General features: G+C 50.5%; 21 protein-coding genes. 1 reads left to right on the top strand and 20 read right to left on the bottom strand.

The features are described from left to right. Nucleotides 1–515 precede the first annotated feature (515 nt). From ACZRMS_RS12445 to ACZRMS_RS12505, 13 genes are all read right to left on the bottom strand, one after another. A complete protein-coding gene (locus ACZRMS_RS12445) occupies nt 516–1,697 on the bottom strand; it encodes a ParB/RepB/Spo0J family partition protein (protein ID WP_463995507.1) in 1,182 nt (393 codons plus the stop codon). A 173-nt stretch (nt 1,698–1,870) separates the two neighbouring features. After that, entirely contained in the window at nt 1,871–2,752 is an 882-nt protein-coding gene (locus ACZRMS_RS12450; protein ID WP_463995508.1) for a tyrosine-type recombinase/integrase, read from the bottom strand. Between the two features lie 82 nt (nt 2,753–2,834). Further along, on the bottom strand, nt 2,835–3,989 hold the full coding sequence (locus ACZRMS_RS12455) for a hypothetical protein (protein WP_463995509.1): 1,155 nt from the start codon (nt 3,987–3,989) through the stop codon (nt 2,835–2,837). A 963-nt stretch (nt 3,990–4,952) separates the two neighbouring features. Next, nucleotides 4,953–5,300, bottom strand: a complete 348-nt coding sequence (locus ACZRMS_RS12460) for an Arc family DNA-binding protein (protein ID WP_463995510.1) — start codon at nt 5,298–5,300, stop codon at nt 4,953–4,955. A 21-nt stretch (nt 5,301–5,321) separates the two neighbouring features. Further along, on the bottom strand, nt 5,322–5,786 hold the full coding sequence (locus ACZRMS_RS12465; RefSeq protein WP_463995511.1) for a hypothetical protein: 465 nt from the start codon (nt 5,784–5,786) through the stop codon (nt 5,322–5,324). A gap of 512 nt (nt 5,787–6,298) precedes the next feature. Beyond that, nucleotides 6,299–6,664, bottom strand: coding sequence for a hypothetical protein (locus ACZRMS_RS12470; protein WP_463995512.1), 366 nt, complete (start codon nt 6,662–6,664; stop codon nt 6,299–6,301). A gap of 398 nt (nt 6,665–7,062) precedes the next feature. Next, nucleotides 7,063–7,902 carry a hypothetical protein gene (locus tag ACZRMS_RS12475; protein WP_463995513.1) on the bottom strand — a complete coding sequence of 280 codons (840 nt, stop codon included), beginning with the start codon at nt 7,900–7,902 and terminating at the stop codon, nt 7,063–7,065. Nucleotides 7,903–8,037: 135 nt separating this feature from the next. Next, the gene (locus ACZRMS_RS12480) at nt 8,038–8,724 is read right to left on the bottom strand and encodes a GNAT family N-acetyltransferase (protein WP_463995514.1); all 687 of its coding nucleotides are present in this window, start codon (nt 8,722–8,724) and stop codon (nt 8,038–8,040) included. A 283-nt stretch (nt 8,725–9,007) separates the two neighbouring features. Then, the gene (locus ACZRMS_RS12485) at nt 9,008–9,262 is read right to left on the bottom strand and encodes a hypothetical protein (RefSeq protein WP_326427885.1); all 255 of its coding nucleotides are present in this window, start codon (nt 9,260–9,262) and stop codon (nt 9,008–9,010) included. 59 nt (nt 9,263–9,321) lie between these two features. Continuing rightward, nucleotides 9,322–9,558, bottom strand: coding sequence for a hypothetical protein (locus ACZRMS_RS12490; protein WP_326427884.1), 237 nt, complete (start codon nt 9,556–9,558; stop codon nt 9,322–9,324). A 339-nt stretch (nt 9,559–9,897) separates the two neighbouring features. Beyond that, the gene (locus tag ACZRMS_RS12495; protein WP_463995515.1) at nt 9,898–10,425 is read right to left on the bottom strand and encodes a hypothetical protein; all 528 of its coding nucleotides are present in this window, start codon (nt 10,423–10,425) and stop codon (nt 9,898–9,900) included. A gap of 129 nt (nt 10,426–10,554) precedes the next feature. After that, complete coding sequence (locus tag ACZRMS_RS12500) at nt 10,555–10,926, bottom strand: hypothetical protein (protein WP_326427881.1); 372 nt, start codon at nt 10,924–10,926, stop codon at nt 10,555–10,557. Nucleotides 10,927–11,571: 645 nt separating this feature from the next. Then, nucleotides 11,572–12,174, bottom strand: coding sequence for a DUF6012 family protein (locus ACZRMS_RS12505; protein ID WP_463995516.1), 603 nt, complete (start codon nt 12,172–12,174; stop codon nt 11,572–11,574). Between the two features lie 304 nt (nt 12,175–12,478). On the opposite strand from ACZRMS_RS12505, the gene ACZRMS_RS12510 reads away from it, so the two are divergent. Next, nucleotides 12,479–13,831: a toprim domain-containing protein gene (locus tag ACZRMS_RS12510; protein WP_169872904.1), complete on the top strand. Its 1,353-nt coding sequence runs from the start codon at nt 12,479–12,481 to the stop codon at nt 13,829–13,831. Between the two features lie 583 nt (nt 13,832–14,414). Here ACZRMS_RS12510 and ACZRMS_RS12515 read toward each other — a convergent pair. From ACZRMS_RS12515 to ACZRMS_RS12545, 7 genes are all read right to left on the bottom strand, one after another. Continuing rightward, nucleotides 14,415–14,723 carry a hypothetical protein gene (locus tag ACZRMS_RS12515; RefSeq protein ID WP_463995517.1) on the bottom strand — a complete coding sequence of 103 codons (309 nt, stop codon included), beginning with the start codon at nt 14,721–14,723 and terminating at the stop codon, nt 14,415–14,417. Between the two features lie 98 nt (nt 14,724–14,821). Further along, on the bottom strand, nt 14,822–15,376 hold the full coding sequence (locus tag ACZRMS_RS12520) for a ParB/RepB/Spo0J family partition protein (RefSeq protein ID WP_463995521.1): 555 nt from the start codon (nt 15,374–15,376) through the stop codon (nt 14,822–14,824). Next, nucleotides 15,312–15,758: a hypothetical protein gene (locus ACZRMS_RS12525; RefSeq protein ID WP_463995518.1), complete on the bottom strand. Its 447-nt coding sequence runs from the start codon at nt 15,756–15,758 to the stop codon at nt 15,312–15,314. The genes ACZRMS_RS12520 and ACZRMS_RS12525 overlap by 65 nt, the downstream gene beginning before the upstream one ends. 12 nt (nt 15,759–15,770) lie before the next feature. Next, the gene (locus tag ACZRMS_RS12530; protein WP_463995519.1) at nt 15,771–16,091 is read right to left on the bottom strand and encodes a hypothetical protein; all 321 of its coding nucleotides are present in this window, start codon (nt 16,089–16,091) and stop codon (nt 15,771–15,773) included. Beyond that, on the bottom strand, nt 16,088–16,477 hold the full coding sequence (locus ACZRMS_RS12535; RefSeq protein WP_463993172.1) for a hypothetical protein: 390 nt from the start codon (nt 16,475–16,477) through the stop codon (nt 16,088–16,090). The genes ACZRMS_RS12530 and ACZRMS_RS12535 overlap by 4 nt, the downstream gene beginning before the upstream one ends. A gap of 15 nt (nt 16,478–16,492) precedes the next feature. Beyond that, a complete protein-coding gene (locus tag ACZRMS_RS12540; RefSeq protein WP_463995520.1) occupies nt 16,493–16,759 on the bottom strand; it encodes a hypothetical protein in 267 nt (88 codons plus the stop codon). Nucleotides 16,760–16,989: 230 nt separating this feature from the next. After that, on the bottom strand, nt 16,990–17,430 hold the full coding sequence (locus ACZRMS_RS12545; RefSeq protein ID WP_155418777.1) for a DUF6957 family protein: 441 nt from the start codon (nt 17,428–17,430) through the stop codon (nt 16,990–16,992). Nucleotides 17,431–17,661 lie beyond the last annotated feature (231 nt).

Genomic DNA, 17,661 nt, shown 5'->3' on the forward strand with positions numbered 1-17,661 from the left:
CCGTTGCTGTTCCAGTGCTGATCAATAGGGTGTACCTGAAGGGCTTCCCAATAGATGGCGGCGGCGGCTCGAATGAACTGGTACCAGACACTTGCACATTGTGGCCGATTAAAACGGGGTCAGCTTCTAGGCCCTCAACGCCCGCCTTGGCACACAGCGCAGCTTGGTCGAGAGTTGATGCTTTAGGGCTGACAAAGCGGATGGAGGATAGGACGGGATAGCCTTGGCCACCTAACACCGTCTTCACGTTTGGGTTAGAGGCTAGGGTAGGGGCCACTTCGTTCGTAGAGCATCCCTGCAGTAGTGTGAGTAGACCGAGAGTAACCATTTTACGAACCATCATTCCCTCCTTTGATTGTGAATTTGTCAGATGAATCATTCAGCTTGAGCGTCGCAGTATGTCGTGGGTCTACCAAGAGAGGCAGGAAAAACAAACAAACAAACAAACTATTTGGCCCACAAACATAAGGGGCCATTCAAGGCCCCTAAATTATTTCGGATTCTACTTCACCAAATTACTGCAGTGTCTGGCCAGTGCTATTTGCGGCTTCTTTTTGACCTTCGAGCAGATCAGCTTGCGCCTGGTCCTTTTGATCTGGTTCAGGCTTGCTGACAGCGATCAACTGAGCCTTCATTTCCTTCATCATTTCGAACTCATCTGCGCTCATCTCCATCACAAAGCGGTCACCTTTAAGAGTGATCTGGTCAATGCTCTGAGCTAAAGCCTCAAAACTCTTGTGCACGAAGTTAACAGTTTTTTTGCTGATTTTAGGCGTAGTAGCAACCACTTTCTTGAGGTCTTTCCCAGTGATCTTCAGCTTCTGTGGGGGCTCAGTAGAGGCCTTTTGAGGCTGGGGCTCTAAAGCTGGTGTAGATCCGTTGACCTCAGTAGCTACAGCGTTTTCAACACCATTTTTTGACCCTGCAAGCTCTAACTCTAGCGAACCAACCTGTACAGCTAGCGTGTTAGCAGTTTCTTTTTCAGCAATGGCCGCATTTACGTACTCAAGCGCTTTATGACCATGATCATTAAACAACTGCAGAGCAAGAGTCGCACGGATTACGTCATCAGCAATCATGCGCTTCAGATCAATTGGCAGTTCTAGCAATACCAAAGTTGTACGAACATGCTCAGCCGTCATGCCGATCTCTTTCGCTATGCGAGATACTGGCCAACCCCAGTTAGACAGCTTGCCGTAGTGCACGGCACGGTCAAGCGGCGCCAGGTGTCGACTATTGTTGTCGTTCAAGCAGAGCTTGGTTTGCTCGGCCTCGTCACCTTTCTGCTCGATGACACTAACAAGTTCAATTTTTGCGCCTTCAGCGATAGCCAATTTCAAGCCGCGCCAGCGGTGTGCACCTTGGCGAATGATAATGTCAGCATCGCGAACAATCACAACCATTGGCGGCACATAGGAACCGGCTTTGTAGGAGTCTGCAAAACCTCGAATGTGGGCCACGACATCCGGTCGATTCCAGTAGTCGGTTGCAAACGCACCACGCGAGTTAAAGCCTTCTTCTTCAATCAGCAGTAATGGATCAACCGACCATCCATCACCACGGCTCACAGGGAGGCGAGGAGCTTCCAAACCATTTGCCTTTGCTTCCTTGATTTCCTTTCGAACATCAGCAACAGCATCACCCAACTTGCTCAGGGTGTTGATGAAGCCGCCAGCTGGTTTGGTGCTCTTGTTCATTTTTAAGCCCTCAGTTCATTGTCGTATCGTGTTCCTTCGATGTGTAAATAGTAGCGTTTTGCCCGGCCAGAATCAATATATAAATATTATATTTTTTTATTGATTCAAAGGGAATAAATGCAAAAAACCCGCTTATTAGCGGGCTTTAGGGGTTTTTCAGTGAAATTTGAAGGTTATTCTGTCTTTTTGCCAAATACGTTTTTCATGGCGTTTCGGTCTGTCATGTCATAAATCGCTGTTGTCGCAATGTCGCGGTGGCCCAAAGCAAGTTTGGCAATGTTGAGGCCATGCTCGCTAATCAGGTCGGTGGCCAGCGTTCGTCGAGCATCATGCGGCTTAATCGGCTGCACGCCCGCGTGAATGCATCGTTCACCAAGTGCTCTCCACAAACCATTTGGACTCATCGGCGACAACGGTTTGCCGCCCTTGCTCATGCGACGAAGAACCGGGCCAGATTTGATTTTCAGGCTGGCCAGCTCCGCTATCCACTCCCTGAGAGGAGGAATAGCCCAAGCAGTCAGATATTTTTCGACGAGATGATCCCCCTTGACCACCACCTGGAAGGTGCCCTCATCAAGATTGATGTCCTGAATCACAAGCCGAGTTGCTTCCGCCCGCCGTATCCCAGAACCGAACAGAATGCACAACATAGCCTTGTCGCGCATCGCAAGAGTCTTGCGCTCGTCATCCTCGCAACTTTGTAAAAGCCTGCGCCGGTCCTTCTCCTTGATGTACTGGCCGAGCCCAATGCGGTTGGTGCCTTTTGGTGCCCGAACCTTACGCATAGGCTCATACTGATCACGATGAACCAGCCTATGGCTCACGCAAGACTCAACAACCCCGCGCACCGCGTAGATGTAAATGCGGATCGAGGCATTGGACACAGTCCCGCGCCAGCGCTCGACCAATTGCCGCAAGACGGGCTCATCGATGTGGTCCCATGGCACGAGCTGAAGAGGTACGTCTTCATAGCCCAACTCATCAGCGGCCTTCCTTAATCCGTGGCGCACCGTGGCCTTACTGTTATCAGCCAAACGCCCGAGAAAGGCATTCATAGCGAACTCTACGGTGTACACATGGCCACGCTCCGAACTCAGAATGGTCGGAGTCGAATGCATGCGGGGTGACACAATCAAGTTATTTGGCATCTGGCTTAAGCACCCTGGAAGCTATTACCTTTTTGAGCTTTGCAATTGAACCAAGTTCAGAAAGCTTCAGTATGTTTGAATCACTATCAGAAATAAGTGGGGACTGATGATCAGAACTAAGATCGATAAAGAATTGAACCTTATTAGATCGTAGCTCAATTAAATGATTAGTAACAGGGTCAAATATATTTCTTCTCAAAATTAGCGGCTTTCCAGAAGTTTTGTAAATCCAATCAACAAGGCCGAATAACTCTTTTAAAGGGGCGCGCTCGGCTGCACATACAACTGGAAAGAGATTGGCCTTACTTAATACTGGCACAGCTGCGACATGACATAACTCAAAATACCCTGGGCGATCTAGCTCCGCGATTGTTACCAAGGCGAGGGTAGGGGAGTGAGACCTGAACTGGCACTCATACCTTCCATAGAAGGGCATCATGTGGCCCCCGCCAGAGGTAATACTTCGGGCCCTTATCTGGTCAACCACATCCAGCATCGCACCCCATTTCAGCACAGCGACCTGATGAGGCTCTGCTCGAAGCCGCTTTGCCATAGCGAACAAGCGAATAGGCTCAATGTGGGTATCTAGCCAGCCGCCGAATGGAGTACCGCCAGCCATGCTGAACTCCATAGCGGAATCCCGCAAAGCGGCGTATTGACTGCTGATGGCTATGGGTTTTGAAGGATCATAAATGCTGACCCCTGCACGCTCGATCATCGAGAGCAGAAGGGCAAGCACGCGTTTTCCCCTTCCACTGGCGGGCACGCCAGTACCTTGTGGACTGCGCTTGACGTGCAGCGGAATGAAGGTCTCCGGATGGATTCTCTCAAGAGCAATGTTGCTGTTGTGCCTGGAGGTGGTGAGCAAGGAAGTTTCGGCCTTAATGAACGGGCAGGTGAGGGCGTGCATCTCGCAAGATGGATTGTTGCGCAGCACGTATCGGCCACCTTCCAGCAAGGCAATATTCAACACTGGTCTTGGTTCTACACAACCACATGAAATCCAGTGCGAATCACGATGCACATTGCGGAGAAGGGTAGTTGCCTTCACTGACTCCCCTGTTCGTTGAAACTCGCACAAAGCTTTAATTTCGGCGTCATCCAACTTTCGTACTGGGCCAAGCTTCCTGTTCACCACATACATGCTTCATTCACTCCATGGTTAACGGCAGCTGTACGCAGTCAATATCAGGCTGTGCGCACGTTCATAGCGCCGAACTGCATTACTTATTTGTTGATCTGATAAATCGCTATTTGTCAGCATTATTCGCGCCTGCTCGGCATTAAGGCCATCGACTAGTACAAGCCTCGCAGCCTTATGAGCGACACCATTGCGCGACCGTATTAGATGAGCGCAAACATCAAATTGTTTTCCAGTCATGACACGTATTCGCCATCAATTAACTACACGCTTAAGCGTGTATTAAATATGAATAATACCGTGTGGCCGCCTTAATATGCAGTTAAATCTGCACTTTTAACGGGTTGATCTACCTGGATTCAGCCTGCTGAACAGCTCAAAGAGCCGTCGCAAAGACACAAAAGCCAGTGGCCAACACGCGCTCCTACGTGAAATCTGCAGCACACTGACCCTGCAGAATCTTCAGATTTCACACAGCAGCGCATAAAGAAAATTAACCTATATAAATCAATAGGTTAGCGATTTTTTCAAACGCTCCAGCCGAACCATAACCCAAAGAGAGCATTACCGTATATTGCATGAAAATTAGCTATACTAAACAGTCATTTAGTAGAGCTATTAATTTTGCTCGATTGATAGTCAGGAGCTACCAGCATGCGTTTTTATGCCTTGCCGCTATATCAAGGGTCATTACGCAAGCAAATAGGTATTATAGTGCGTAATGTATCTTGTCACGGAGATAACCGTGCCAATCTTGCCGCCCACCCGTCCAAATGATTTTTAACACATTGTCGTGGCATTATAATGCCTCGAACCACCCCCCCACCTTTTCGGACAAGATCTGCAGGGGGTCGGGCATTTCAGTGGAACCAAATTGCTTTGCTTCAGCATGCCCGACCTGGCACTACAGCAGCCCTGTACCAAGCCGTTACATAAATTTAGCAAACTAACCAGCAGTGATTAATATCAGGATACCTTGTTGGCCGAAGCCAAGGCTTTCTGCAACTCAGCCCTTAAAAGTACCAAAGAATCTATAATTATTTTTTGCTCGTCTCGGCAATCCAGATGATTTTTAAGAGCGCTGACAAGTACCGAGTTCATGCTTATCTCATCTGACTTACTACGTGCCGCCAGCCTGGACCGAAGATCATCTGGCAGCCGTGCGACAAATTTGTCTGCATCGCGAGACGCGCTTGCTTGTCTGGTCCTGGAGGTACTTTTTCTAATTTCACGTTGCGCCGACTGTCCCGGCTCCGTAGAGACTTCCTTCGCCTTTGTGTTTCGCTCTAATGCTTCTTGTGCTATTGGATTCATCGTACTTCCTTCATGTCGAATTTACGGTAGGCGCCGATCTAGAAATTCACTTGGCCCTTTAGAGTTTATCCGTATTTCTTCGGCATCTAATGCGGCTTGCTCGGCTGCTATCCACTCATTTAACGCCGCTGGGGCCCACCCATTGAGGGCAACGTTCTTCTGCAACTGCAAGTAGGCATCTTTGTCGATAGGCTCATAAACTGCCAAAGCAGAATCGAGAGCTTGTTGCCAAGTATCTGGCTGCTTACTGAATTTTAGAAAAGCTAGAAAGAAGCACGCGCCCAAAACGAATGCCAGGCCAAGCCCATATAACGTCGATTTATTCAAACCCCAAGGGAGCAAAATACAGAAACATGCAACTACCACCAGCATGCTTGTGAGACGTGCAGCCGCGCTAACACGAGGTCCAAAATTGGATGTCTCAAGTGAACGTACAACGTTTTCAATATAGGAAAAACTCGATTTCTTAGTTTGTTTTGTAGGCATTGCGCGCTGCTCGCTCTTAGTTAAAATTTCGGGATACCCTTCAGCTCAAAGACTTAGTCGAGCGTTGTAGCAGTGGAATATTTTTCCGCAAACACTGTAACTTGAATGAATCCAAGTGCACCTAGGGACTTACTAACTTAGCTGCTATGTGACGACAGTATTAGCGCCCCTATAGAAATCACTAGTGCAGCTCCCAAACAAATCGCAGCGACTATCCTAAAACTACTAGACTGCTTGTGTCTTTCTTCTGCAGTTGCAGCGTGGTTATCTAGCCATGCTCGCCTTTCTTCTGAGGTGTACTCATCGATGGGCTTTTTAGGTGCTCGGTATATCTTCAAGTTCTTCCCCTTTCCTCCAGCAGAGCTGGCCATCATTTAGCTGTCTTCTTAATCTTAACTCTTCAGGGTCATCAACGCGATAAATACAAGTCTCATACTAGATTTGCCCCAGTTATTAGGCTGGGGCGTTAGTGCTGCTGGGCGATAAACACAATCGGATTTGATATAAATCCATTATGGTAGAGTGCTAGAGCAACGCTTTGCCTCGATATCTATTACCTGCATCCATTGCAAGGGCGTCAAAACAACGACCTCTTCATCATCAGCTTCCCGATACACACCAATCATGTTTTCCTTCCAATCCTGCATATCTGGTAGATTGCTACCATCTTCATCAGTGATCAGCATGAAAAGGCCACCCATGCTACGGCGAAGTGCCAAGCACCCACCGCCAGTATGCATCTCCTCAAATTCAACATCTGTTGAAGCGGAACAACTACCTTCAACTGCACACAACGGGTAGGCAATCCCACCCAGCTCCAAAGAGAAGTCAAAACCAGCAGCAAAGAGGGTGTTATGTGCTTTGGTAGACTGATGCATGATCGTATCCTGAGAGGATTCGATAGGGCCTCAGTGTATTGCGCTAGAGTAATATGCTCAAGTATTTTTCATTATTTCATAAATGCAGATTTAATTAACTCATAGGCCTCAGTGTACCGTTTTACTGTTAAGTGAACAGTCGTTCGGCTCGCACCTGTTTCTCGCATTGCATCGGCCTGTGAGATTCCATCTACTAGTACAAGACGGGCTGCTCGGCTAGCAGGACTCTTAGTATCACCCCGCATGAGCTTTATAAGCACGTCATACTGGCCGCTTGTTATTAATGTCAAATCGACCTCCGACTCTTGACTCGCGATTTTCTGAAAAATATTCCTGGCATTGGTGAATACCCGCCATATTTGCGGGCGGACTAGCCGGAAACAATTTTTACAGAGCAATTACTCACTCTGCAGTAATAAACGCCACTTAACACTTGCGCGATCGAGTGAACCTTTTCCTGGCATTCTGCTGCTATTAACCATAGATGTCTTGATCACATATCTATCCTGGTCGCCCCATTGAGTCAGTGGCGCAGGTGATTTACACATGATATAGCCACTTTTAAAGCCGGGTAGATCATTGATTATAGGAAAGTTGTCTGAAAGACTGAACCATTTAGCATTTTCCTCTTTGCGGATCTTGTGCCGGTACCAGTGCAAAAATACACACAACACTCCAGAGACCCATAATCCTGTTTTCGGGATCGATTGAACACCCCATCCATTACTTGTATCAGCCGTGGGCCCAACCAAGGCGATTGCTACAAATGTTAAAAACCAAGTAAGTGATAGAGCACAGGCTTCATTATATTTATCCAGTGAATAGTGCTTCATCAACCATTTCTTGATGAGTCGCTTGTCTATTTTTTCGAGATGATCTGCATTCGCAAATAAGGTAGGCACGCCTTCACGCTCGAAATAACTTCTTACTTTCTTGTCAGCGTTTATGAAGATCCAAATGCTCGCAATAGCCATCACTATTAGCGCAACAATGGTTACATCCGCATCTGCAGTGGTCTGTACATCCTTTTTTATGCCATCCCAATACTTCCAAGACATAACAGCTGCGCCGATGTTAACGCACCATAGCCTAGGGCTGTGAATGAACTCTAACTGTGTTTTAAGTTCAGACCATTTCTTTTTAAGCATCTTGGCCAACTGTGGCTTAAGTACAGACCATTTCATTTTAAACATCTTGGCCAACTGTGGCTTTAGTTCAGACCATTTCTTTTTAAACATCTAGGTATTCTCTTCCTGTTCTTGGTTCGTAATTCCAGAGGTCGCCGATACTGCTAGCTCGAAAATTGCGCCTCATCTACTGCCGCTGCCCAGCGCTGAAAGCTGGGCATACGGTGTACCTCTATGAGCGTGTTCCTATACTGCTGACATGCGTTCGCGGACAAACGATGCTGCCTGGCGCGTAAGCTGGTCTACATGGCGCTGGAGCTGTTTCTCCGCATTAGCCATCACTTTCAGACCCAACCGGCCAACAAGCTGCGCATGAATCTGCTTCGCTTGGGATGAGTGGAGGATCTGTTCCGCGTTTACAATCCCCATCAGCCCCGTAGTGCTTGCAGACCTGGTGTTCATCACAACCTGCGTATTTTCCGAGTCAATCACCTGAAAGCCAATCTGCTCGTAGAAAGGAACTTTCTTAACCGGACAGGTCAATTCAACATGAGGGTACCGGGCTATAGCTTCACGCATCATGGTAGTGCCGAGCCCACGCCTACGGTGCGATTGCTTGACTGCCATGTAGGTAATTCCACATGCGTCAGGGTGAGACGGAACTGGTAGATACAGAAGAAAGCCGACCACCTTCCGCAGGTCGACATCATCGAAAGCCACAATAAGCTCTACGGGAGCTGTAGGCACCTGACCGATTCGCTGCAGGTACTGATCGACCTCGCAGGGCAAAGTCCAACGGTAAACCTCATAGAGAGGGTTGCTTGGCGGTACGGCCAGCATGCTTAAGTCGGATAGGTAGGTATCTACCATTTGCAGTACTTGGTCAGCCACCTCATGTGATGGAGGTGACTCATGAAAGAGGACTGTAGACATTTGCTTACCTGAATCGGGAGTGAGTTAAATGCGGCCATTGATGCTTAGCGACGTTGAGCCTTGCCATCACAACTGGCGACGCAGCGCAGAAGGTTTGAGTTTGTCGAGCCAGTCGCTATGTTCGTCTTCGTCGATCAGGTCTGGCCAAGCGCTCAATATCCGCTCCCTGATCGCGCCCCCTTGTGCCAACAAGGCATAAAGATCATGCACGCTCCTAAGCGTATCAATCACATCGCGTAACGCTTCCAGCTCAGCTGGGCGAGCTTTGTCAGAATGCTGAGGGTTATAGCTGCAACCTTCTGAGTTTTGCTTTAACGCTGGAATGAAAAAAGCCGCACAGACCTGTGATTAGCGCAATCAAGATCACTATCGGCGTACCCGCTGTCGCAACAGCTTCCTGGTCTACGGGAACTCCTCCGATTTTGGAGACGATCACAAAGGCCATCATGACCATGACCACTAGAACGCCGCAAAAGAACGACGAGCGCTTCGCTTTGCGCAGCTTTTTTTCAAGTTTTCTCAATGCTTCTACGTTCATGTGTGAACCTCTTTTCTATCTGATTATCAGCGGTGCAAACCGCTTGGTGATGGCCTACCCTACTTGGCTGAAGCTTTAGCAATAAGTGAGGCGAGGATGCCCCCAAGAGCGCCGAACATCACAGCATTATCCAAAGGAGTCGTTCCAATGAGAACTCCAAAACCAAGTAGGCCGTGCGTTGGCGCGGGGCCAAGACTAGGAATTAAACTCAATCCAAAGCAAACCAAAACGGCGCACAGTGCTCCCCAAAAGGCAGCTTTCAACATGGCTTTGATGCTGGGCATTACGAATGTCATATAATTCTCTTCTCTCTCCTGAGGAGTGCTAAGCACCCTTCTCTACCTGAGCTTAAGTGACTGGTGAACCATGACAGAAAGGCAGCGACGGCAATTTACAAGGCCAGTGCTTTGCTCCTGGGGGCTGCCATCTGTTTCGAATGCCACGACGGGTGTTCCGCAAGCCGTGAACGCGCCATTACCTTCGGTGTAATGCCACTTAGTCCAGACCTGATTACTGAATCGGTCCTGTCTACGCGCCCACCTTACGGCACGAGCTACTGAATCGCCGAGTACTTGGTGCCAGTTATCGGACCGACATAACCGCACGTCGTTGACCTTACTCAACTTGGACATGGCTTATTTCCGTAGGCTGTTTCTATCTCGCGGACTGGCATCTGCCCAGCCGATTACTCGACGCAGCGGGATCTCGAACTTTTCATTGATACCACCTGCAGTGTTCAGGGTGCTTAGAGAGCCAGCAGCAAAAATTGCCGAGTTACGCACCACCTCTCCGGCATGGATTGATCCATCATCGAGCAGGAAGATGCAGGGGCCATCAAAGGGGCCTGGCAGACCGTCAAGGAAAGTGACAGTTACCTGGTTAACCGGCGACTGCTGCTCCGCATGTACTTCATGCTGGGTCTGAGTCACTTGCCTGACTCTCTCGAACAGCACCTGTAGATGTTCCTGCTGCTCTTCACTGATGACCATACCAATGCGCATACCAACAAGCACACCGTTCGCTTGAGCAACGGCAACGCTAAGCTCGCCTGCATTGCTCGCTAGCCGCAGGCTATTGCACAGTAATGCTGCTTGTAAGAGAGGCTCGGGCGAAAGGCCTACATCATTCAGTTGGTCGGTGACATTGATCTGTTGGCCTTGCATGAATCGTTATCCCGCTAGATCTGAGGGAGCAAAAAGCACCCTCTTGTACGGCTTCAGCCCAACGGTTTGACGGCTGGGCTGGGAGGTAGGCAAAGCGGCTTACAGGCCTTGAGCTAAGGGCTCAGGCCTTCACGTTGGCAGATCCCCTTCAAAATCGAGCATGTGCGCCACGGTCATAGGGCTCGCATCTGGCCGCTCGCCACTCTCCCACTGTTGTTGGTTGAACCAAAGGCCTCCTGCCGCGAAGTAGTCGCCCTCTTTGGTATACATCTTCCAACAATCCTCGTCATGCCCAGAACACTTGTCGATCAACTGTGAAGCACCGCTATGGTCTCCAGATTCGATTGCCATCGCGATTGCGAAATTGAGCGACAGCGGCATGTCAATATCCTTCGGGGCGGGTAATGTCAGTTGCCCATCACTCCACACCACTTCGATAATGGGAGTTACACCGAAACCTGAAACTGCCGCGACGTATTCACCATAGTTGCGCTTTAACATTATTATCTCTGGGGTCTATTGAATTGACTTAAGTGTATATCTCTAGAGATATACACGCAAGAGGCAGCGCCATTCCATTTTCACGGCAATTAACGTGACTCATGCAGGGCATCAAGCTTTTGCAGCGCGGCCCAACAAGCTGATCTCTTTGCAAAGTTTTCCGCTAGGGATTGGTTCTACTTGCCGCTCGTTCGGAGCAACGATTCTCCCAGCCCTCTGCTACATCACCAGTTGTGTCACCACACGCCGAGGCCTCAATCACAAGGGTCGCTTGCTCCACTCCATGCTGCCGAGCGATTGGACCTAAAACCATGAAAGCGACCGGGACTGTGATTGAAACCACGCAACAGCAAATCCAAAAAAATCTCATTTTTTTCCCTTAGCTTTCCTGCCAATGGCACGCTAATCACTGTTAATTTTTCAGACTTCGAAGTCAGGGTCGATGACCCAAGTTTTGCCTTTGCTGGCGACAGCCGATGGTCTCTCCCGAAGGGCATATACCGCATGCTCGGTAGACAGCTTTCCAGTCAGGTAGTGGTGGGCAACGCTAATGACGTATCGCATGAGTTTACTCTAGGTTCCGGCAAGATCTGCCTGGGTGGCGTCAGCTTTGGGAGGTTCATTCAACGAGTTAATGACAAGCGCTTATCGAAACGCACTCTCGATTCCGGGGATGCGGTCATCAAAGGAATACTTCAGATCTATGACTCGTTCGCGCTGAACTGTGGGCAAGCGGAATACCTCGGAGCGCTCGATGATGGCTCCTTGCTCGTCCGTCTTGTCACTGATCTCTCCACATCTATCTAGGCGCGGGAACACCTCCATTCGTGGCTGCGTCCTAGCCGGTGTGCTGTACTCCACATCCTTTGGCCAGCGCGATTCAAACCCCCCTGAGCTTTCGCTAGTGCCGTACCACAACACCATGTTTTCGCTGATTGTGTCGTAGTCATCGTCAAGGATGATGTAGCGCACTCGATGGGTGGCAATGTGGCTTGCAGCAACCGCCCAGCGGGTGACCACGGTGAATTCACGGATTGGCTCCTGCAGCTCGATCAGAATCCCATTCATGGCCCTTTGACCGACTTTACGACAAGCCACAAGGTAGTCTTTGTTTGGGTATGGACGACGGGCAGTTAGATCTTTGCCGCCCTCCAAAACGAAGCCCAGCTCTTCGGATGTGACGTCGATCAGCGAACAGATCTCGTTGGTGCTGCAGGCGCGAATTTGCGGTGTCAGATGAACAAGCATTTCTGATTCCCTATCTGCTTTTAGCGGCTGCGGAAACCGCATCCTGGTAACGCCAAAGGCCCAATCCGGGCCAGTAAGGGCGCATCTCTCTGCGCCGGGTTTCGGACACAGATGTGCTGATTATTCGCGGCAATCAAGCCGCGATCATTATTTTATCGTAATATTGTACATTGCGCATTTGTTCCAGTTATCCACTGCTTCACTGGATAACTCTGTGGGTAAGTGTCTACGATAGCGACTGGCTGCCTCAGCCTTGACGTGATCAAATTTTAAACAACGATCGGACGTACCTGGGAGCCTTGCCGTGGACGACAAACCTGCACAGAGCGATTCAAGCACCTTGCTCATCGCCATGAATGTGGCCCGGATCTACTATCAGAGCCACGTAAAAGACGACGCCCCCAAGGCTTATGCTGAAGGTCGTGGCCTCACACCTGGTGCGATGTACAAATTCCAAATCGGGTACGCCCCACAAGACTTTCGCGGCCTTGTTGATCACTTCAGCTCGCATAAAATCCGAATGGCTGGCAAGGAAGCTGGCGTTGTGACCACGGTTAAAGAAACTGAACGGTTAAGGGATTTCTTCCTGGGACGACTCATGTTTCCTATCCGGACTCACGAAGGAGAGCTGGTTGGTTTCGCGGGGCGCCTACTCGAAGCAAGAGAGGGGTCACCCAAGTACATCAATACCCCCGAAACGGAGGTGTTTCACAAGGGCGCGATTCTTTACGGGATGTTTGAAAATCGGAAAGCAATCCAAGCTTCGAAAGAAGGTATCTTGGTTGAGGGTTATACCGACGTTATAACCATGGCCGACAACAATATCCCCCTTGGCTTTGCGCCGATGGGTACCGCCCTCACCCCCACTCAGTTCTCGCTCATTCTCAATTCCGGTGTGCGAAAACTAACGGTGTGTCTGGACGGCGATAATGCCGGAGTTAAGGCTACAGAGCGTACGCTCGACACCATCATGGAGCAGTACCATCCCGGCCTCGCAATCTACATGGCCACCTTGCCGGATGGCCACGATCCAGATTCGATGATCAAGGCGCATGGCGCCGATGCATTTCGGGAAGAGATGGCAAAAGCCGTCCTTCTCGATGCCTATATTCACAAGCTCTGCTCAGCTGGTCATCGCGCTGCACCTGGTATTGATGACAGAGCTGAATACCTCACCAAGCTGACACCTTTCATTGAGCAGTCGAGCGGCGCCCTTTACAAAGTGCTGCTGGACAAAGCGATTGAATACACTCAACTGACGCGAGATGTTCTTGTCGAAATACTTCCGGCACGAGCAGAACAAGACACCCAAATAGCTTGGGACAAAAACACCGCTCTTGCAGCGCGCTGGTTAGTTCATGACAAGCCTCTACAAAAGGAAATCGCGGCAAAGCTGGCGGGCATCAAGCTGAAATCCTTAGGCCTAGATGAACTGTCAGCTTTGGCAAAGCAGTACGAGGCTGGGGCCACGCCAAATGGTCGGCTCCATCAATACGCTCAGGCCCACGGCGGGTTGTCGCCCACGGAAATTAGTGACTTGCGTTTGAATTGGCAAAGCTGGATGAAACGGGCAACGCTTGATGAAGGCCTGAAAAATATCGCTGCAAACCCCTTCAGCGAATCGGCCAAACAAACTATTCGAATGGCCCTGCGCTGATCTATGTCGAGCGCTTCTAGTTTCTAAGGGGGGATATGCCTGGTGCGTGCCCTCCTCGGCACGTCTTCGTGGAATACGTGTGTCTACAACCTTGTGATGAGCCACCCTTTATTGCGTGAGCACACACGATCCGACACATCAAAACTATCCACCGAGAGACAAAACACCAGATATTCACTCGAAGCGCCACCCCCGCCACCACATCAAGAGATGCCCTCCCCGTTAAACCAAGAGATAGATAGCCCGATAATCGCGGTTGCAGCTGCTGCAACGGTCCTCCAGGAGATGAAACCGCGTAAACCCAAGAGACAAATCGCTCGATATTCACGCCACCAGACCTCGCTCAGCGAGGCTACACATGTGCGAATCCGCGCTGCATAGGACAGAGGGCCATCTACTTCGAAATCGGCCCAACCCCAGCCCTTGCCCAACTTCATCAGAACTTTTTGCATCGGCTCACTGAGCTTGGTGGTCACCCGTGCGGATCTGTTCGGTGCAGCTGATTGGCTTCGACTACTGCGCACGCTTGACGGCCCCGCACTACGCGCATTGAGCAATCCAATATTTCATGGTGTTTTCCGTGCTATTGGCCAAGATCAGCCCGACGCGCTGTAAAGATGATGGCAAAGTTTAGTAATACGACTGCCACGATGCTTGCGCACATGATCACAAAAGGGGCCGACCCGCTGAACGCTGTTTGAGCTAATCCACGAACCTCGGGCTGCTCCAGCAGGCCAGCTTCTGAGGCTTTTGCCACGATCTGAACCACAGCGGATGTTTTCAGTGCTTCGTTGATTACGAACCACGCCAGAGAGAGGATTAGCACCGCTGGAGTCAACAGAACAACTCCCCACGCCCAAGCGGGAAGAATTCGAGCTTTCAGTTTCAACATGATTTAGTTCCTTCACAGCACCCCGGCCTATCCGGTGTGCTTCTACTGACCCGGCCCCAGCGTAGGCCGAGGCTTGGGCTGCATTTGAGCGGGGTTTCCTACAACTTCTCGCTATTAATCTTGCATCGGGCTAAAACGGCATTGATACGTGCTTGTAGTTCCGGGTTAGAGGCCGCGGCCTCGCGAAGGTCAGGTAGCTGCTCCATGACCAGATCAGCCACATTCTCGCCAAACTGCTCGATCAGCATCTCCAGGTTGCCAACCGTTTCTTCGGGGGCTATGGACTCACGATTCATATTCGTGATGAGTGACGCTGCTGCGCAGTCCTCTTCGTCGAGTTGCAGTACCCTGATTGGGACTATATCCATTCCCAACTTCGTAGCCGCAAGCCACCGAACCATGCCTCCACCAGGTGTGATTTCATAGCGGTCGCCCACTTTACGAACGAGGATCGGCTCTAGGATGCCCATGCCTTTGATACTGGTAGCCATAGCATCTACCTGGCTCTGACTAGGAGGCATAGCCGGGCCGCTAACAGGTAAAATTTTGCTGGTTTGGATTACTGTAGGAGTGCTCATAAGATTTCCGTCAACTTTTCGGTGATTGATCTTTTGATGCTGGTAAACGCTTGTCACACCACAAATCCAGCCCATCGGCACGGTGCACAACGGTCCCGTCGTCGATCTGCAGCCAGTGTTCGCGCAGCACCTCATAGCGGGTTGCATTTCGGCGCAGCGCCTCCAGCTCGTTGTCTGCTGCTTCAATCAAGCCAACTGCGATTGACGATGCCTTGCCTCGTACCTCTTCCAAACGCCGTGTTTCGTGGTCAACCTTATTCAGCCCGTCACGCAGGCAGTGGGCCTGATCCTTGTAAACATCAGAACGGGCCAGAACCTGACCACCAGCGTCCGTGACTTGCCAAACGCAATCACCGGCAAACACCTGGTCGACCAACAGCTCAAGAATTCGGTTCTCGTCAATCTGCACACTGAAAGTCAGCTCAAAGCCTTCTACATTCTGTTCTTCAACGCTCATGACACTGTTTTCCTAGGTACGAACTTTGTCGAGCAGGTCGGGGGCAAACACCATCGGCGGCGCATCGCCCTGGGTCTTGAGCCAGGCATCAGAGCGGGATAGCTTCGCCTCGGCCAGAGCGGAGCCTTCAGGTGGCTGAAGGCAATACAGCAGCAAATGGGCTGTCGCTGCGGCCCATCCCTGAGAAACCGCACGTTGCGCGATATACGCCTCACGATCCATCGGATCAGCGGCGGCCAGCTTGGCATCCTCCTGTGCGTACCGGGTCAGCTTGTCCAGGAATTCACCGGGCAGATTCACGGCCAGCACGTCAGGATTCGTCAGGTCATTCATTGCGGAAAATCCTTTTGGGGTAGGTAGCCATCGCGCACCAGGTGCGACAGTTGGAAGTCAACGCGGCCAGCAACAGACGGGTCAACAAGTTCACCGGCAGCCCGGCAGCGCTCAATCGCCTGGCGGTGCTCGTCCAGGATGATCGCTCGATAGCGTGCATCGGTTTCAGCATCGAGCATTGAGGCGCGACGCATGACACTCATCAGCGTTTTTGCCTCGGTCACATAGGTGACGCGACCTTCGTTGCTATCCTGGCGGCGCAGATCCCGAATTGATTGTTGCAGGGTATCTATCATTTCGGCGCGCTCCAGCGATGGCCGTGGCGCCGGGTCCGCATCAAACAGCGCGTCGATAGTTTCCGGGGGGGTGCGCTTTGAGCTTTCCATGGTCGATTTCCGTGATTACGCGGATTTTTCTTCGCGTTCATTAGAAGTGGTCAGGATCAAAACCACACCAATCAAAGCGCCACAAACAGCTGCATAGGAAAGGGGGGTATTACCCAGCATGCTGCCTACATTGAGTCGGCCAAACGGTACACCTGTGGGAATCGGAATCGAAAAGTAGGGAAAGAAACCCATCACAAAGCAAACCGCCATGAAAATAAACGCTCCGCAAAACGCTGCAATGGCCAGAGTTGTGAGCTTGGTTGCTGGTCGGACATTTTTCATACATCTGGTTACCAACAACATAGTTTGACTCAGCCCCTCCCGTAAATCGGGGTCTGTAGGATGATTCGGGGTAAAGGCAACAGCAACATAGATTGACACAGACAGGTCGCACTTCAAATACGGGGCTCGATTGGTAACAACATAGATTGACACAACAGCGAGAGCGTTCATACAGGCCGAAATATTATGTGAGCGCGACCAGTCACTCACCTGTGTGGGAATAGCGTTTTTCAGCACAGGCTGAGTGCGATGTCTAAATCCGTGCGCAACCTTCGACCGGTCCCCATCAGCACATAAACTGTGTTTTTTGTTCTAAATAAGTAGTTGTGGGTTAAGGAAACACCCAGCGATGTTCGGACCCAATCACCAGGCGGGAAGCGGCCTTGACTGTCTTGGATAACAGTCAAAGCGTAAACGAGAGCAGGTATTAGCTGTCTATCCGTAATGGCTTTTCGCTGACGTGGTGTAATGTCGAGATCCAATATTGCCCAATCAGCAACAAGACAATAGGCACTGGAAGGAAAATGCAGACTGGCGAGGTCCACAGCATCTGAGGTGGTAAGTTGGCAACCATCTATTTTCTCACCCGCAGAAAGCACTGAAACATAATCTGCCAAATTCATTTGTACCTCCTGCCGATCAAAAAAACCGATTCGAACGAGAAGCATCATTCAGCTTAGCTCCCAGCGGATCACCAGGTTCCGATGCCGACGGATAGCAGCAGGGTGATCTCATGGCTGTTCCGTCTTCTCCCTTCCTCTCACTGAACGGGATGATTTCTATCGAGCTGTCACCGGATAAAGTGGTTTGCGCCAGTACCCAGCTATGCCATTGGCGCGCGTGATCCCTACCTAGCGGTAGGTGCCAATGTGGGTGACCTAGTGCTTCATGGATGCCCGTGC

The sequence above is a fragment of the Pseudomonas sp. B424 genome (genome assembly GCF_055408345.1).

Excerpts from the sequence above, each read along its gene's own strand:
- ACZRMS_RS12445 (WP_463995507.1), bottom strand. The coding sequence starts at position 1,697 with ATGAACAAGAGCACCAAACCAGCTGGCGGCTTCATCAACACCCTGAGC.
- ACZRMS_RS12450 (WP_463995508.1), bottom strand. The coding sequence starts at position 2,752 with ATGAATGCCTTTCTCGGGCGTTTGGCTGATAACAGTAAGGCCACGGTG.
- ACZRMS_RS12455 (WP_463995509.1), bottom strand. The coding sequence starts at position 3,989 with ATGTATGTGGTGAACAGGAAGCTTGGCCCAGTACGAAAGTTGGATGAC.
- ACZRMS_RS12460 (WP_463995510.1), bottom strand. The coding sequence starts at position 5,300 with ATGAATCCAATAGCACAAGAAGCATTAGAGCGAAACACAAAGGCGAAG.
- ACZRMS_RS12465 (WP_463995511.1), bottom strand. The coding sequence starts at position 5,786 with ATGCCTACAAAACAAACTAAGAAATCGAGTTTTTCCTATATTGAAAAC.
- ACZRMS_RS12470 (WP_463995512.1), bottom strand. The coding sequence starts at position 6,664 with ATGCATCAGTCTACCAAAGCACATAACACCCTCTTTGCTGCTGGTTTT.
- ACZRMS_RS12475 (WP_463995513.1), bottom strand. The coding sequence starts at position 7,902 with ATGTTTAAAAAGAAATGGTCTGAACTAAAGCCACAGTTGGCCAAGATG.
- ACZRMS_RS12480 (WP_463995514.1), bottom strand. The coding sequence starts at position 8,724 with ATGTCTACAGTCCTCTTTCATGAGTCACCTCCATCACATGAGGTGGCT.
- ACZRMS_RS12485 (WP_326427885.1), bottom strand. The coding sequence starts at position 9,262 with ATGAACGTAGAAGCATTGAGAAAACTTGAAAAAAAGCTGCGCAAAGCG.
- ACZRMS_RS12490 (WP_326427884.1), bottom strand. The coding sequence starts at position 9,558 with ATGACATTCGTAATGCCCAGCATCAAAGCCATGTTGAAAGCTGCCTTT.
- ACZRMS_RS12495 (WP_463995515.1), bottom strand. The coding sequence starts at position 10,425 with ATGCAAGGCCAACAGATCAATGTCACCGACCAACTGAATGATGTAGGC.
- ACZRMS_RS12500 (WP_326427881.1), bottom strand. The coding sequence starts at position 10,926 with ATGTTAAAGCGCAACTATGGTGAATACGTCGCGGCAGTTTCAGGTTTC.
- ACZRMS_RS12505 (WP_463995516.1), bottom strand. The coding sequence starts at position 12,174 with ATGCTTGTTCATCTGACACCGCAAATTCGCGCCTGCAGCACCAACGAG.
- ACZRMS_RS12515 (WP_463995517.1), bottom strand. The coding sequence starts at position 14,723 with ATGTTGAAACTGAAAGCTCGAATTCTTCCCGCTTGGGCGTGGGGAGTT.
- ACZRMS_RS12520 (WP_463995521.1), bottom strand. The coding sequence starts at position 15,376 with ATGGGCTGGATTTGTGGTGTGACAAGCGTTTACCAGCATCAAAAGATC.
- ACZRMS_RS12525 (WP_463995518.1), bottom strand. The coding sequence starts at position 15,758 with ATGAGCGTTGAAGAACAGAATGTAGAAGGCTTTGAGCTGACTTTCAGT.
- ACZRMS_RS12530 (WP_463995519.1), bottom strand. The coding sequence starts at position 16,091 with ATGAATGACCTGACGAATCCTGACGTGCTGGCCGTGAATCTGCCCGGT.
- ACZRMS_RS12535 (WP_463993172.1), bottom strand. The coding sequence starts at position 16,477 with ATGGAAAGCTCAAAGCGCACCCCCCCGGAAACTATCGACGCGCTGTTT.
- ACZRMS_RS12540 (WP_463995520.1), bottom strand. The coding sequence starts at position 16,759 with ATGAAAAATGTCCGACCAGCAACCAAGCTCACAACTCTGGCCATTGCA.
- ACZRMS_RS12545 (WP_155418777.1), bottom strand. The coding sequence starts at position 17,430 with ATGATGCTTCTCGTTCGAATCGGTTTTTTTGATCGGCAGGAGGTACAA.